This window comes from Pseudomonas sp. CFBP2511 (assembly GCF_030209255.1).
In the GTDB taxonomy this organism is placed as follows: Bacteria; Pseudomonadota; Gammaproteobacteria; order Pseudomonadales; family Pseudomonadaceae; genus Aquipseudomonas; species Aquipseudomonas avellanae.
Genome location: NZ_JARVSI010000022.1, coordinates 139,528 through 153,410 on the forward strand (window position 1 = coordinate 139,528; position 13,883 = coordinate 153,410).

General features: G+C 59.6%; 14 protein-coding genes. 12 read left to right on the forward strand and 2 right to left on the reverse strand.

Going from position 1 to position 13,883, the window contains the following annotated elements; genetic code table 11:
* Nucleotides 1-31: 31 nt before the first annotated feature.
* Together QRN38_RS18515 and QRN38_RS18520 are read right to left on the reverse strand one after the other, a co-directional pair.
* On the reverse strand, nt 32-325 hold the full coding sequence (locus QRN38_RS18515; RefSeq protein WP_057418743.1) for a cysteine peptidase family C39 domain-containing protein: 294 nt from the start codon (nt 323-325) through the stop codon (nt 32-34).
* Nucleotides 326-471: 146 nt separating this feature from the next.
* The gene (locus QRN38_RS18520; RefSeq protein ID WP_057418742.1) at nt 472-1,878 is read right to left on the reverse strand and encodes a TolC family outer membrane protein; all 1,407 of its coding nucleotides are present in this window, start codon (nt 1,876-1,878) and stop codon (nt 472-474) included.
* 187 nt (nt 1,879-2,065) lie between these two features.
* Between QRN38_RS18520 and QRN38_RS18525 the strand changes: the two genes are divergently transcribed.
* The 12 genes from QRN38_RS18525 to QRN38_RS18580 all read left to right on the forward strand — a co-directional run bounded on the left by QRN38_RS18525 (nt 2,066) and on the right by QRN38_RS18580 (nt 13,874).
* A complete protein-coding gene (locus QRN38_RS18525) occupies nt 2,066-2,695 on the forward strand; it encodes a DUF1780 domain-containing protein (RefSeq protein ID WP_003381213.1) in 630 nt (209 codons plus the stop codon).
* Nucleotides 2,692-3,225 carry an MOSC domain-containing protein gene (locus tag QRN38_RS18530; RefSeq protein ID WP_005770014.1) on the forward strand — a complete coding sequence of 178 codons (534 nt, stop codon included), beginning with the start codon at nt 2,692-2,694 and terminating at the stop codon, nt 3,223-3,225. The genes QRN38_RS18525 and QRN38_RS18530 overlap by 4 nt, the downstream gene beginning before the upstream one ends.
* Nucleotides 3,226-3,441: 216 nt before the next feature.
* A complete protein-coding gene (locus tag QRN38_RS18535) occupies nt 3,442-4,740 on the forward strand; it encodes an NAD(P)/FAD-dependent oxidoreductase (protein ID WP_057418741.1) in 1,299 nt (432 codons plus the stop codon).
* A gap of 730 nt (nt 4,741-5,470) precedes the next feature.
* Nucleotides 5,471-6,382: a methyl-accepting chemotaxis protein gene (locus QRN38_RS18540; protein WP_373413279.1), complete on the forward strand. Its 912-nt coding sequence runs from the start codon at nt 5,471-5,473 to the stop codon at nt 6,380-6,382.
* Between the two features lie 9 nt (nt 6,383-6,391).
* Nucleotides 6,392-6,760: a response regulator gene (locus tag QRN38_RS18545; protein ID WP_004880039.1), complete on the forward strand. Its 369-nt coding sequence runs from the start codon at nt 6,392-6,394 to the stop codon at nt 6,758-6,760.
* A 26-nt stretch (nt 6,761-6,786) separates the two neighbouring features.
* Entirely contained in the window at nt 6,787-7,077 is a 291-nt protein-coding gene (locus QRN38_RS18550; protein ID WP_024667074.1) for an STAS domain-containing protein, read from the forward strand.
* Between the two features lie 46 nt (nt 7,078-7,123).
* Nucleotides 7,124-9,226: a chemotaxis protein CheA gene (locus tag QRN38_RS18555; RefSeq protein WP_057418739.1), complete on the forward strand. Its 2,103-nt coding sequence runs from the start codon at nt 7,124-7,126 to the stop codon at nt 9,224-9,226.
* Nucleotides 9,227-9,254: 28 nt separating this feature from the next.
* Nucleotides 9,255-10,910: a methyl-accepting chemotaxis protein gene (locus QRN38_RS18560; protein WP_024680332.1), complete on the forward strand. Its 1,656-nt coding sequence runs from the start codon at nt 9,255-9,257 to the stop codon at nt 10,908-10,910.
* Between the two features lie 36 nt (nt 10,911-10,946).
* Nucleotides 10,947-11,486 (forward strand): chemotaxis protein CheW, encoded by a 540-nt coding sequence (locus QRN38_RS18565; RefSeq protein WP_003381223.1) that lies wholly within the window; start codon nt 10,947-10,949, stop codon nt 11,484-11,486.
* A 9-nt stretch (nt 11,487-11,495) separates the two neighbouring features.
* Entirely contained in the window at nt 11,496-12,305 is an 810-nt protein-coding gene (locus QRN38_RS18570) for a chemotaxis protein CheR (protein WP_005770000.1), read from the forward strand.
* Nucleotides 12,302-12,808, forward strand: a complete 507-nt coding sequence (cheD, locus tag QRN38_RS18575; RefSeq protein ID WP_057419045.1) for a chemoreceptor glutamine deamidase CheD — start codon at nt 12,302-12,304, stop codon at nt 12,806-12,808. Before QRN38_RS18570 ends, cheD begins: the two co-directional genes overlap by 4 nt.
* Nucleotides 12,798-13,874 (forward strand): protein-glutamate methylesterase/protein-glutamine glutaminase, encoded by a 1,077-nt coding sequence (locus QRN38_RS18580; protein WP_057419046.1) that lies wholly within the window; start codon nt 12,798-12,800, stop codon nt 13,872-13,874. Before cheD ends, QRN38_RS18580 begins: the two co-directional genes overlap by 11 nt.
* The last annotated feature ends 9 nt before the right edge of the window (nt 13,875-13,883 follow it).

Below are 13,883 nucleotides of genomic sequence, written 5' to 3' on the forward strand. Positions count from 1 at the left end.
CGGCGTAGTCCAGCGAAGTTCGGTGCTGGAGTCATGGTGAAATAAAAAACCCGCCGTTGTTATCCGCGGCAATTGCGGGAAGTGGCGTGCGGTCCAGACGCTCCGTGGTGGTTTTCGCAGCCTTGGCTTTCAAGCCAAGCTTGCGCGCAGCCAACAACAGGCTGTCTTGCGAAAGGGACTGGTCAGGGCTGCCAAACTCATGGGCCAGTTGTTCTGGTGAAGCCGCCACCTGATGGAAGCGCGCAAGCATGACCAACGAGGCCAGACCGGTGTCGATGCGCGGGGCATTTTCAGGCGCCTGAGTGCCTATCTCTGAATCGTTCATAGCGCTTCCCTGCCGACATGCCACTGGTAGGCAAATCTGATCATTTTGCTAAATAATGGCAACAAGCCATCCGTGACGCACTTCACACTTTTAAAACTTAATTTATCCGGACTGGAACTATTCAGCTACGCACTCTAAAAAATCATCTAAACACCCGGCGGTAGAAAGTCCCTGGCCGGGTCGTAGTCCTGCTTTAGATAGGCCGCCAGTGCTCTAAGATCGTCAGGGCTCAGCGTGCCGGCAGCCTGTTTGAGCTTGAGGTTGTCGAGGATGTAGTCATAGCGAGCATCGTTGTAATCGCGAACGGCCGCGTACAACTGACGCTGGGCATTGAGTACGTCAGCGATGTTGCGCGACCCCACATCTACGCCAACCTGATTGGCTTCCACGGACTTCTGACCGGAAACGATGCTTTGGCGGCGGGCTGCAATCTGCTCTATGCCGGCATTGATGCCGCGAAACGCATTACGCGTGTTCAGCACCACTTCGCGGCGGCGGTCTTCCTGTTCGTCCTGGCTCTGATAAAGACGCTCGGTGGACTCCTTGATCTGGGAGCTGGTCATTCCGCCGGAGTAAAGAGGGATATTGAATTCAATGCCGATGCTGCTTTGGGCAACGTTGTCGCGATAGCCATTAGCGCCAAAGTCAGTCGGGTTGCTGTAGCCAAAGCTGTCGTTGTCGCCCTTGCGATAGGAAGCGACAGCGTCAATGGTAGGTGCATGCCCGGCCTTACGCTGACTGAGTGTCTGCTCGGCAGCACTGACGGCACGCTCGCTGGCTTGCAGCTCAAGATTCTGCCGCACGGCGATGTCGACCCAGGCTCGGGCGTCATTGGGTACAGGAGCCTCAACAGGCATCTGATGTTTCATGCCAGCGATGGACGTGTAGGTGTGCCTGGTCAGGCGCTCCAGCGCTTCATAGGCATCATCCACTTTTCGCTGAACCAATTGGCGGTTGGCGCGAGCATTGTCATAAGCCGCTTGGGCGTCATACACGTCCGTGATGCTCGAAGCACCGTCTTCCAGTCGGCCCTGAGCCTGATCGCGCTGGCGTAACAGCGCAGCCTCTTCCGCTTGGGCGGCTGCAAACGCATCCAGTTGGCGTAGCGTTTCAAAGTAGGCTTGAGCGGAAGTCAGCAGCAGATTCTGTTCTTTGGCGGAAAGTTCAAGCTCAGCCTGATCCACGCTCGATTGCGCAGCCTTCAATTGAAACCAGCGATCTATGCGGAACAACGGCTGACTGAGGTTGGCACGAATGGTCGTGCCACTTCGTTCACGACTTAAAGACGGCTCATCACGCTGTAGTCTGGTGGCTTCAGTTGTAGCGCCAGCGGTGAGATTCGGCAGCAGGCCTGCCCGAGCCTGGGGGATAGCTTCGCGTTGCGCGTTGTAGGTATGACGTGCAGCAGAGAGCTGCGCATCATTAAGTGATGCGGCCTGATAAACACCCAAAAGATCCGCGTGCTGCTCAGGTGCTTCGCGCGAGTAAACAGCTTCGCTGAACGCACAGGCGCATGCAAGGACGACTAAACCGAGCGAGAAAGAGGCATTCATCGACGTTCCATGCGAAAAAATTCCTGAGTGCCATTAAATTGGCTTGTCATGAGTTCGGCGTAAACGCGTAAATCTTTAGCCTGCTGAAAGGTTTTTTCGATATCTCTGGGACTCCGCGCAAAAAACTCCCGAAATCACCTCAGTCTTTGTTTTTCACCTTCACGTTTGAGCGGTAAGCTACAGCCCCATGGATGACTCAGACTACCTACGCCTGTTGACGATCCAGGCCGAACAAGCCAACGCCTTTCTGTCCAATGCGCGGAAGTGGGAGCGTGAGCGTTGGGTTTGTCAGCGGTTGTTGCAGGGGCTGAACATTGCGCACCGTAATGAGGACTTCACGCCCGCCAGTCAGGAGCCGCCCGATGTGTTGTTTCGCGACGGGCGCTTTGAGGTGTTTTTTGTGCTGGATGAGGGCCGTCGTCTCAATGACGAGTGGCGTGAGGAACTGGCGCGACGACGTAGCGCGTTCTCGCTGAGCCAACTGGTGCGCCGGGAAGCCAAGCCCAAGCGTATTCCGGCCTCTGAATTGCTGCACCGACTCGCCCCTACCCTGCGCAAGAAATCCACCAATTATCGTGAACGCGGCATTGATCTGAGCGGGCTGGATATCATTGCCTTCGCAAGCCTCAAGCGCGAGGTCCTGGACCTTAACAGTCACTTTCCGCCGCCCACCGAGTATCTGCGTCAGGGCTGGCGCTCGTTGTCGCTGGTGGGGCCGACCTTTGCGCGGGTATTGTTCGCGCACCCGGGCGCTCCGGATTTTCTGCGTACCAATCTGGGTCGCAGTGTTGTTTTCGATGTTGGAATCAGTCTATGAGCCCCTTGCAGGAACTGCTGGCCGATGTGCCCCAACACGGTCGTGTGCGCTGGATCGGCGTGCGCCCGGAGTCGCGGGTCGAGATGATTGAGCTGGACGCTGTCGAGGCGCGCCGCGAGGCTGGCCTGACCGGCGATCACTCACGCCCCGGCCCGCGTAATGCGCGGCAGGTCACGCTGATTCAGTGGGAGCACCTGGCTGTGGTCGGTTCGTTGCTGAACCGCTCTGCCGAAAACCCGATCGTGCCGCAGGATTTGCGGCGCAATCTGGTGATCAGCGGCATCAACCTGTTCAGCCTCAAGAATCGGCGCTTCAGGATCGGTCAGGCCGTCTTTGAAACCACTGGCTGGTGCCAGCCTTGCGCAAAGCTTGAGCAGCGCCTCGGCCACGGTACTTTTCAGGCGATGCGTGGGCATGGCGGAATTACCGCGCGGGTGTTACAAAGCGGCATCATCCGCCTGGACGATACGCTGCAGGTCGAGCCGCTGGAAATCACCGATCCCTGGCCCCCTGCCCGACAGCACGCTTGAGGCGACGCATAAAGTGAGTAGACGCCTGAACCCGGAAGCGCAAAGGTGTGTCGAAGAGTACCTTCAGGCAATCCCGTATCCAGTCGAGCGCAGGCCGCTCCTGATGACGGTGTTGCTGTGATGAACCTGTTTACGAGCCATCTGACGCTATGAGCTGCCTTGCGCTCGCGAAGATCGAGCTCCCCCCCGATTCCTTAAACCTTCCGAGTAATCCTTATGACGCATCGTATTGTTATCGTTGGCGGAGGCGCTGGCGGTCTGGAGCTGGCGACCAGTCTGGGTAAAACCCTGGGCAAGAAAGGTACGGCCAGCGTCACGCTGGTGGACGCCAACCTGACTCACATCTGGAAACCGCTGTTGCACGAAGTGGCTGCCGGTTCGCTCAACTCTTATGAGGACGAGCTGAACTACGTGGCTCAGGCCAAATGGAACCACTTTCAGTTTCAGCTCGGGCGCATGACCGGGCTGGACCGTGCCGGTCGGCAGATCCATCTGGCGGCCACGCTGGATGAAACGGGGGCCGAGCTGGTGCCGGCGCGCAGCCTGGGGTATGACTCGCTGGTGATCGCAGTGGGCAGCACCACCAATGATTTCGGCACCACGGGCGCTGCGGAGCACTGTCTGTTTCTCGACAGTCGCAAGCAGGCCGAGCGCTTTCATCAGCAACTGCTCAACCACTACCTGCGTGCTCACGCGGGCCAGGCAGACAGTGCGCAGGAAATCACCGTTGCCATCGTTGGCGCAGGTGCAACCGGTGTTGAGCTGGCGGCAGAGCTGCACAATGCAGCGCATGAACTGGCGGCTTACGGGCTGGGGCAGATCAAGCCGGAAAACCTGCGCATCACGGTCATCGAGGCCGGGCCTCGGGTGCTGCCTGCGTTGCCTGAGCGTATCGGTGCGCCGGTGCACAAGACGCTGGAAAAGCTTGGCGTCACCGTGCTGACCAATGCGGCGGTGAGTGAGGTGACGGCCGATGGTTTGATCACGGCCACCGGGCAGGTTATTCCGGCGAGTTTGAAGGTCTGGGCAGCGGGTATCCGTGCTCCGGCCTTTCTGCATGAGCTGGACGGGCTGGAGAGCAACCGCATCAATCAGTTGCAAGTGCTGCCGACGCTGCAAACTACCCGCGATGAAAATATCTTCGCCTTCGGTGATTGCGCCGCCTGCCCGCAGAAAGGCACTGATCGCAATGTCCCGCCGCGCGCTCAGGCGGCTCACCAGCAGGCATCGTTGCTGGCCAAGTCGCTGCGCCTGCGGATAGAAGGCAAGACGTTGCCGGAGTACACCTACAAGGACTACGGCTCGCTGATCTCGCTGTCGAGCTTCTCGGCAGTCGGCAATCTGATGGGTAACCTCATGGGCAGCGTCATGCTTGAGGGCTGGTTGGCGCGGATGTTTTATGTGTCGCTTTACCGCATGCACCAGATGGCGCTGTACGGCACTTTCCGCACCCTGATGCTGATGCTGGGCAGCAAGATCGGCAAAGGGACAGAGCCGCGGATGAAGTTGCACTAACAGCAAGGGACGCTTCTGCGTCCCTTTTTTCGACGCAGAGCGTCGCGAAATGCGTTCCGACGCTGGAGCGTACGGAACGATAGCCTTCCAACTAGCGCAACTATCGTGCGACGCTCCGCGTCGCCATGCCGTTCTGGACGCTCTGCGTCCTCTTGTGAAGCAGCGACGAATTGTTGGCGATCATACCGGCCCTTTCGCGAACAAGCGAAGCGTCGCCCGGTTCGCCCACGCCCTGCGGGCAGACGCCTGAAAGCCCCATTTCCGACGCTGACTTGCAGCGTTTTGAATACCCGCTATTTTTAAAGGGATCGGGCTCTACGCGCAGTGATCAGACGGAAGGCACCCGCACAGGTATCAAGTTCGTCTACGCCACGCAGATAACTAGGGAGTCGTGTATCACGCTGCACTGTTCAGGGATCGAACCCATATGTCGAATCAATTCAGCAGTACTGCTGCGCAAAGCCATCCGCGCTTTATCTGGTTTCCCCTGATTCCTGTCATACCTGCCGTTGCCTGGATACTGACGCAATCAGGTACGCGCCCTGCCGAACTGGTTGCGTGCGCTGCCCTTGTTGCCATCGGCGTTGGCGCTGCTTTCTGGGCTGCTCAGTCACAACGCAATGAAGTGCGTCGCGCCGTGACTCAAGCGCTGGACCATCATCAGGCGCACAGCGCGCAAACCGCCGCGACGGCCACCAGTGCGCAGCTCAACGAGATCTTTCTCGGGGCCATGCCGATCTGGGCCAAGCAGGTCGAAAGCTCGCGCCAGCAGACCGAAACCGCCATTGTCGAGCTCACCGACCGTTTCACCGGTATTTCCGAGCGTTTGCAGGAAACCGTGCAGGCGTCGCAGCACGCTGCCGGTGAACTGGACGGGCAGAATGCCGATGGTGCGTTAAAAGTTTTGTCGCAAAGTGACAGCGAACTGAGTCAGGTGATTGACTCACTCAAGGCCACCCAGGCCAGCCGCGACCAGACACTCTCCCAGGTTCGCAACCTGACGGCCTACACAGGTGAATTGCGCACCATGGCCGCGGACGTTGCCGCCATTGCCGCTCAAACCAACTTGCTGGCCCTCAACGCCGCCATCGAAGCCGCCCGCGCGGGTGAAGCGGGTCGGGGCTTTGCGGTGGTCGCCGATGCGGTGCGCAGCCTGTCGAGCAAGTCCAGCGAGACCGGCCAGCAGATGTCGGCCAAGGTCGATATCATCAACAACGCCATCACGCAATTGGTCCAGGCGGCGTCCAGCGGTGCCGACCAGGACAGCCAATCGGTGACCACCTCAGAGCAAAGCATCCAGAACGTATTGGAGCGCTTTCAGACCATTACCCGACATCTGGCCGAGTCCGCCGATCTGCTCAAGCAGGAAAGCTACGGCATCCGCGACGAGATGACCGAAGTGCTGGTCAGCCTGCAATTCCAGGACCGGGTCAGCCAGATTCTGAGCCATGTGCGCGACAACATCGACGCTCTGCATGCGCACCTGTTACAGGCCAGCCAGTCCCCCGACCAGGCCGTCGCCATCGACGCCCGGCAGTGGCTGGCGCGCATGGAGTCCACCTACGCGACCGACGAGCAACGCCGCACCCATCGCGGAGAGTCGGCGGCACAGCAGAATTCGCAGGAAATCACGTTCTTCTAGGAGCAGATCATGGCTAAGAGTGTATTGGTGGTCGACGATTCGAGCAGTGTCCGGCAGGTCGTCGGCATTGCCCTGAAAAGCGCCGGATACGACGTTATCGAAGCCTGTGACGGCAAAGATGCGCTGGGCAAGCTGAGCGGGCAGAAAGTGCACTTGATCATCAGCGACGTGAACATGCCGAACATGGACGGCATCACGTTCGTCAAGGAAGTGAAGAAGCTGGCCAGCTACAAGTTCACGCCCATCATCATGCTGACCACCGAGTCTCAGGAATCGAAAAAGGCTGAAGGTCAGGCCGCAGGTGCCAAGGCCTGGGTCGTCAAACCGTTTCAGCCGGCGCAGATGCTGGCGGCGGTTTCCAAACTGATTCTGCCCTGATCATAAAGCGGCCCCTGGAGGTCAGCATGTCGACAACCGCCGAGCACCGCGATGACATTGCACACATGCAGATCGACGGCGAGCTGACGATCTACACCGTGACCGAACTTGCCGCCCGTTTGCTGCCGCAGATCGCTGGCGCGGCGCGCGTGGAGGTGGACTTGTCGCACGTTACCGAGATGGACGGAGCCGGCCTGCAATTGCTCGCGGTCATCCAGCGCGAGGCCGGGAAAACCGGCACAGCGCTGCATTTGACCGGACAGAGCCAGGCAGTCACCGAGACCTTCGAACTGTGTAATCCGGGTGTCGTGCTGTAACGCGTCTATTTGAAGTACCGCCGGGTGATCGACAAAGGAAGTCATCGTGAGCATTAATCTCGATCAGGCACAGCAGACATTCATCGTTGAAGCCCGTGAGCTGTTGCAGGCCATGGAGGAATCCCTCCTGCAACTGGAAAACGATCCGGGCGACCAGGACGCGATTGGCGCGATCTTCCGCGCTGCGCACACCATCAAGGGTTCGGCCGGGCTGTTCGGGCTGACACCTATTGTCAGCTTTACCCACATTGTCGAAGACGTGCTGGACCGCCTGCGCGAGGGCAGTGTTGCGGTGGATGCCGGGCTGATCGCGGTGCTGCTCAAGTCAGGCGACCACATGCTTGAATTGATCGAAGTGGTCGCCAGCCGTGGCGAAGCACTTCAGCCTGTGGCACTGGAGCGCGAAGCGGCCTTGCGCCAGGCGCTGCACATCTATCAGGCACCCGGCAGCGCCCCGGCCGAAGACACTGCCTGCGCGCCCGGCGCGGTGGACGGCGAACAGGCCGAGGTGGTGTGGCATATCTCGTTGCGCTTTGGCGTGGACGTGTTTCGCAACGGCATGGACCCGCTGTCGTTCCTGCGATATCTCAACACTCTGGGGCAAATGATTCAGGTCACGACCGTGACCGACGGTATTCCACCTTTGGAATCATGGGACCCGGAGTCGTGCCACCTGGGTTTCGAAATCGATTTTCGCTCGGCCGCCGGGCATGACGCGATCAACGAAGTGTTTGATTTTGTCCGCGAAGACTGCGTCGTACTGATTACCCCTGTCGAGCAGACGCCCGAGAGCAGCGAGCCGACCGGCACTGACCTCGTTTCGCAGAACGCGCAAAGCCCTGTGGTTGCCAACAGCGAACTGCTCGGCGATCAGCGCGCTGTGCCGCGAGTGCCAGGCCAGACGACGGCAGTGGAGCGCCCCGCCTCGGGCGGCGAGCACAAGAGTAAGGACGGCAGCTATGTGCGCGTCAACGCCGACAAGCTCGACGAACTGATCAACCTGGTCGGTGAGCTGGTCATCGCCAGCGCCGGTGCGAAACTGCTGGCCCGCTCGTGCAACAAGGATCCGTTGCAGGAAGCCAGCTCGACGGTATCGGGGCTGGTGGAACAGATTCTTGATGGCGCGCTGCACCTGCGCATGATCCCCATCGGTGACACCTTCAACCGTTTTCGCCGAGTGGTGCGCGACGTCAGTCAGGAGCTGGGCAAAGACATCGACCTGATTATCAATGGCGCAGAAACCGAACTGGACAAGACCGTTGTCGAGAAGATCGGCGACCCGCTCATGCACCTGCTGCGCAATTCCATGGACCACGGCATCGAAAGCGCCGAGGCGCGTCGCGCGGCCGGCAAACCGGCCAAGGGTCATTTGAACCTCAATGCATTTCACGACTCGGGCAGCATCGTCATTGAAATCGCCGACGATGGGGCCGGGCTGAACCGTGAGCGAATTCTGGACAAAGCACAGCAGCGCGGGCTGGTGGCCGCTGGCGCAAGCCTGACCGATCAGGAAATCTACAACCTGATCTTCGAACCCGGTTTTTCCACTGCCGAGGCGGTCACCAACCTGTCCGGGCGTGGCGTTGGCATGGACGTGGTCAAGCGCAACATCACCCTGCTGCGCGGCACGGTGGACCTGGACAGCCAGCCGGGCCAGGGCACCATCGTGCGTATCCGCCTGCCGCTGACGCTGGCGATCATCAATGGGTTTCTGGTCGGCATCGATCAGTCCACCTACGTCATCCCGCTGGACATGGTTCAGGAATGCATCGAGCTGGACGAACACGACCGCCAGTCCAGCCGTGACAAAGGATACCTGGACCTGCGCGGCGAAGTGTTACCGCTGGTGTACCTGCGCGATCACTTCAACCATGAAGGCCCGCCTGCCCGCCGTCAGAACGTGGTGGTGGTGCGCTACGCCGAGCACAAGGCCGGTCTGGTGGTCGATGACCTGCTCGGTGAATTCCAGACCGTGATCAAGCCACTGGGCAAGCTGTTCGGCGCACTGCGCGGCATCAGCGGTTCGACGATTCTGGGCAGCGGCGCGGTGGCCTTGATTCTCGACATACCAGCACTGCTCAACCAGATCGTCCAGCTGGAAGCCCGCCTGGCCCAGCCCCCCCATTCGCTCTCGCCCGCTTCTCGCTGACGGATTTGCAATTCCAAGGAGTAACCCGATGAAATGGTTCTACGATCTGAAGATTTCCACCAAGTTGATTACCTCGTTTCTGGTGGTTCTGTTGTTGACCGCAGCCATGGGAGTTTTCGCGATCATCCAGCTTGGCCAGGTGAATCAGGCCGCTCAGGACATAAAAGAAAACTGGATGCCGTCCATGCGAGCTGCTTCGGGCATGCGCTTTTACGCAGCCAATTACCGGCTGAAGGAAAACCGTCATATTGCCGCTGATGCCGCTCCGGAAAAAGCCCAGATGGAGCAGGAAGCTGCTGAGGCGCGCAGCCAGTTTGAAACACGGCTGGCAACGTACGACAAGTTGATCATCAGCGACCAGGATCGTCAGATGTTCAGCGCCGTCAGTGCGTCATGGTCCGCTTACCTGAAAGTCAGCACTAATCTGTTCGAACTCTCCCGTCAGGGCCAGGAGACCGAGGCACGTGCATTGCTGCGAGGAGAGTCCAAACTGCACTTCGATGAAGTGACCAGCCAGTTGCAAAAAATGGTCGAACTCAACGACGCCGGCGCAACTGCCGCCGGAGACAAAGGCTCGCAACTGTACGAAACCGCCCGCATCTCGATCATCGTGGTACTGATTGCAGCCTTGTTGGTCGGTCTGGGGCTGGCGCTGTTCATCGCCCGGATCATTTCTCGTCCTCTCAAGGAAGCAGCGACTGCCGCCGAGCAGTTGGCAGAAGGCAACCTGAACGCCTACATCGGGCACGGCTCGAAAGACGAAACTGGCATGGTGCTCAATGCCATGCGCAACATGGTCGGCAAACTGGCGCACATCATCGGCGAGGTGCGTAACGCAGCCGACAACCTGGCCAGCGCTTCGGAAGAAGTCAGCGCCACCGCGCAGTCGATGAGCCAGGCCACTAGCGAACAGGCCGCCAGCGTCGAAGAAACCAGCGCGTCGGTCGAACAGATGAGCGCCAGCATCAACCAGAATACCGAGAACGCCAAAGTGACCGACGGCATGGCCAGCAAAGCCGCCAAGGAAGCCACCGATGGCGGCGAATCGGTGCAGCAGACTGTCGTGGCGATGAAGAAGATCGCCCAACGCATCAGCATCATCGATGACATCGCATACCAGACCAACCTGCTCGCGCTCAACGCGGCCATCGAAGCGGCCCGTGCCGGTGAGCATGGCAAAGGTTTCGCTGTAGTGGCCGCTGAAGTTCGCAAGCTGGCCGAGCGCAGCCAGGTTGCAGCGCAGGAGATCGGCGAGCTGTCTTCCAGCAGTGTGGAAATGGCCGAGAAAGCCGGCAAGTTGCTGGACGAGATGGTCCCCTCGATCAACAAGACCTCTGATCTGGTGCAGGAAATCAGCGCCGCCTCCGAAGAGCAGGCGGCCGGTGTGGCGCAAATCAACACCGCCATGACCCAGCTCAATCAGGTCACCCAGCAAAACGCATCGAGCAGTGAAGAGCTGGCCGCAACGGCTGAAGAGATGAGCAGCCAGGCCGAGCAACTGCAACAGTCCATGAGCTTTTTCACCCTTGATTCGTCGCCAAAGCCCACAACGTCAGGCAGCAGTATCGATCACCGCAGCAGCCCGAGCCGCCAGCCACCCCGCCCGGTGCAACCGCCGGCGCGCAAGGCATTTGCCCACAGCATGGCGAGCGCCCCGGACGAATCGGAATTCACCCGTTTCTGATTACCGGCTTCGATACCGCTTCACAGGGAGAACGACATGGGCTCATTGGTCACGACTCGGCAGGCCGTAACGGCGGTCGAAGAAGAGGCGCAATACCTGACTTTCATGCTCGGCGGCGAGATGTTTGCCATCGGCATTCTGGGCATCAAGGAAATCATCGAATACGGCAGCCTGACTGTCGTGCCGATGATGCCCGCCTTCGTGCGCGGCGTGATCAACCTGCGCGGCGCGGTGGTGCCCGTGGTTGATCTGTCGGCGCGTTTCGGGCGGCAGAACTCGGAAATCACCCGGCGTTCGTGCGTCATCATCATTGAGGCCAGCACCGAAGACGGCCAGCCGCAGGACATCGGGTTGCTGGTGGACAATGTTTCGGCGGTGCTGGAGATACCCGCTTCGCAGATCGAGCCGCCGCCGAATTTCGGCGCGCGGATTCGTGCCGACTTCATCAGTGGCATGGCCAAGGTCGATGGTCATTTCGTGATCGTGCTGGAAGTCGAGCGCGTGCTGTCCATCGATGAGATGTCCAGCCTTGCCGAGGCAGGTCAGACGCCAGCGCTCGACGCCGACGCGCATTGAGGCCTGCACATGCCTGACACAGCGTCGCTCAATGATCGCGAATTCGGCCAGTTCCAGTCCTGGCTGTATCGCGCTGCGGGCATCAAGCTGACGCCGGCCAAGAAAGCGCTGGTGGCCGGCCGCCTGTTCAAACGTCTCAAGCATTACGATCTGGACAGCTACGGCGAGTATTTCAAGCTGATCATGACCGACCAGCGCAACGGCGAGCTGCAAGTGGCGCTGGACCTGCTGACCACCAACGAGACGTATTTTTTTCGCGAGCCAAAGCACTTCGATTTTTTGCGTCAGCAGGTGCTGACCAAGGTGGCGCCGGGCAAGGTATTCCGGGTCTGGAGCGCCGCCAGTTCCTCTGGTGAGGAGCCTTACAGCCTGGCAATGACACTGGCGGAGCAACTGGGCACTACCCCTTGGGAAGTCATCGGCTCGGACATCAGCACCCGCGTATTGACCAAGGCGCGCAGCGGCCATTACCCCATGGAACGCACCGAAACCCTGCCGCATACGCTGTTGGTGAAATACTGCCTGAAAGGCACAGGTCGTCAGGAAGGCACCTTTCTGATCGACAAATCACTGCGAAACCGGGTCAGCTTCATTCAGGTCAACCTCAACGAAACCCTCCCGGACCTTGGCGAATTCGACGTGATTTTTCTGCGCAATGTGATGATCTACTTCGATCAGGAAACCAAGAGCAAGGTCGTCGCACGCTTGCTGCCACGCCTCAAGCCCGGGGGCTATTTCATCATCAGCCATTCGGAAAGCCTCAACGGCGTGAACGACACGCTGAAACTGGTCGCCCCCTCCATTTATCGCAAGCCATGAGAAAACCCGTCGGCGCGATCGAAATAGTCCTGGCACCTGGCGAAGTGGTTTTTGAAACCCGGCCTGCGCGTTTACGCACATTGCTGGGTTCCTGCGTGGCGATCACGTTCTGGCACCCCCAGCAGCACATTGGCGGCATGTGTCACTTCATGCTGCCTCACCGCCCTCACAAACATAAGGCACTGGACGGCAGGTACGGCGACGAAGCGCTGGAAATGCTCATCCGCCACGCACTGGCCAACCACACAAAACCGCGGGACTATCAGGTCAAGCTGTTCGGCGGTGGACAGATGTTTCCCGAGCAGCAGAATGACTCGCAACAACTCAACGTGGCTGATCTCAACGTGCACGCAGCGCTGGCAATGGCCGAGCGCCACCGACTGCAACTGAAGGCTCAGGACATGGGCCGCACCGGTCATCGCACGATCATATTCGACCTGTGGGACGGCAACGTCTGGGTCAAGCATCAACCCATAGAAGTGACTGAAAAAGATGCCAAGTAAAAAAATCAGCGTGCTGCTGGTCGATGACTCGGCGGTGGTTCGTCAGGTCCTTGTGGCAATCCTCAATGAAACGCCGGACATCCACGTTATGGCGGCAGCGTCCGATCCGATATTTGCCATGGGCAAACTTGCCCACGAATGGCCGGATGTGATTGTGCTGGACGTGGAAATGCCGCGCATGGACGGCATCACGTTCCTGAAAAAAATCATGAGCGAGCGACCGACGCCCGTGGTCATCTGCTCGTCGCTGACCCAGAAAGGCGCGGAAACCTCGTTACAGGCGCTGTCTGCAGGAGCCGTGGAGATCATCACCAAACCCACGACGGGCCTTAAAAACTTTCTGATCGAGTCAGCCGCCGAACTGGTCGCCGCCATTCGCGCGGCGGCGAACTCCAATGTGAAAAACCTCGGCAAGCGCACAGCCACACCGGTACTGACACCGGCCAGCAAACTCACCGCAGATGCCATTTTGCCTGCAGCCAGCGGTCACTCGATGGCCCAGACCACCGAACGCATCGTCGCCATTGGCACCTCGACAGGCGGCACGCAGGCGCTGGAAGCGGTGTTGACCGCGCTGCCCAGAGTCTGCCCGGGCATCGTCATCGTTCAGCACATGCCGGAAAAATTCACCGCCTCGTTCGCAGAGCGCCTCAATGGCTTGTCGCAGATCGAAGTGCGTGAAGCCAGAAACAACGACCGCATCCTGCCCGGCCTGGCCCTGATCGCACCCGGCGGCAAGCACATGATGGTGACGCGCAGCGGCGCCTATTATCACGTCCAGGTCATCGACGGCCCGCTGGTCAATCGGCACCGCCCATCGGTGGACGTGCTGTTCCGCTCGGTGGCCAGGTTCGCCGGCAAGAACGCCACCGGCATCATCATGACCGGCATGGGCGACGACGGCGCACGCGGCCTCAAGGAAATGCTCGACGCAGGCAGCTCGACCGTCGCTCAGGACGAAGCCAGCTGCGTGGTGTTCGGCATGCCCAAGGAAGCCATCAAACTCAATGCTGCGCAAAGAATCATGCCCTTGCAGGAGATTCATCAGGCGATTTTGCACCGATAACGTTCGAAG

Excerpts from the sequence above, each read along its gene's own strand:
- QRN38_RS18515 (WP_057418743.1), bottom strand. The coding sequence starts at position 325 with ATGAACGATTCAGAGATAGGCACTCAGGCGCCTGAAAATGCCCCGCGC.
- QRN38_RS18520 (WP_057418742.1), bottom strand. The coding sequence starts at position 1,878 with ATGAATGCCTCTTTCTCGCTCGGTTTAGTCGTCCTTGCATGCGCCTGT.
- QRN38_RS18525 (WP_003381213.1), top strand. The coding sequence starts at position 2,066 with ATGGATGACTCAGACTACCTACGCCTGTTGACGATCCAGGCCGAACAA.
- QRN38_RS18530 (WP_005770014.1), top strand. The coding sequence starts at position 2,692 with ATGAGCCCCTTGCAGGAACTGCTGGCCGATGTGCCCCAACACGGTCGT.
- QRN38_RS18535 (WP_057418741.1), top strand. The coding sequence starts at position 3,442 with ATGACGCATCGTATTGTTATCGTTGGCGGAGGCGCTGGCGGTCTGGAG.
- QRN38_RS18540 (WP_373413279.1), top strand. The coding sequence starts at position 5,471 with ATGCCGATCTGGGCCAAGCAGGTCGAAAGCTCGCGCCAGCAGACCGAA.
- QRN38_RS18545 (WP_004880039.1), top strand. The coding sequence starts at position 6,392 with ATGGCTAAGAGTGTATTGGTGGTCGACGATTCGAGCAGTGTCCGGCAG.
- QRN38_RS18550 (WP_024667074.1), top strand. The coding sequence starts at position 6,787 with ATGTCGACAACCGCCGAGCACCGCGATGACATTGCACACATGCAGATC.
- QRN38_RS18560 (WP_024680332.1), top strand. The coding sequence starts at position 9,255 with ATGAAATGGTTCTACGATCTGAAGATTTCCACCAAGTTGATTACCTCG.
- QRN38_RS18565 (WP_003381223.1), top strand. The coding sequence starts at position 10,947 with ATGGGCTCATTGGTCACGACTCGGCAGGCCGTAACGGCGGTCGAAGAA.
- QRN38_RS18570 (WP_005770000.1), top strand. The coding sequence starts at position 11,496 with ATGCCTGACACAGCGTCGCTCAATGATCGCGAATTCGGCCAGTTCCAG.
- cheD (WP_057419045.1), top strand. The coding sequence starts at position 12,302 with ATGAGAAAACCCGTCGGCGCGATCGAAATAGTCCTGGCACCTGGCGAA.
- QRN38_RS18580 (WP_057419046.1), top strand. The coding sequence starts at position 12,798 with ATGCCAAGTAAAAAAATCAGCGTGCTGCTGGTCGATGACTCGGCGGTG.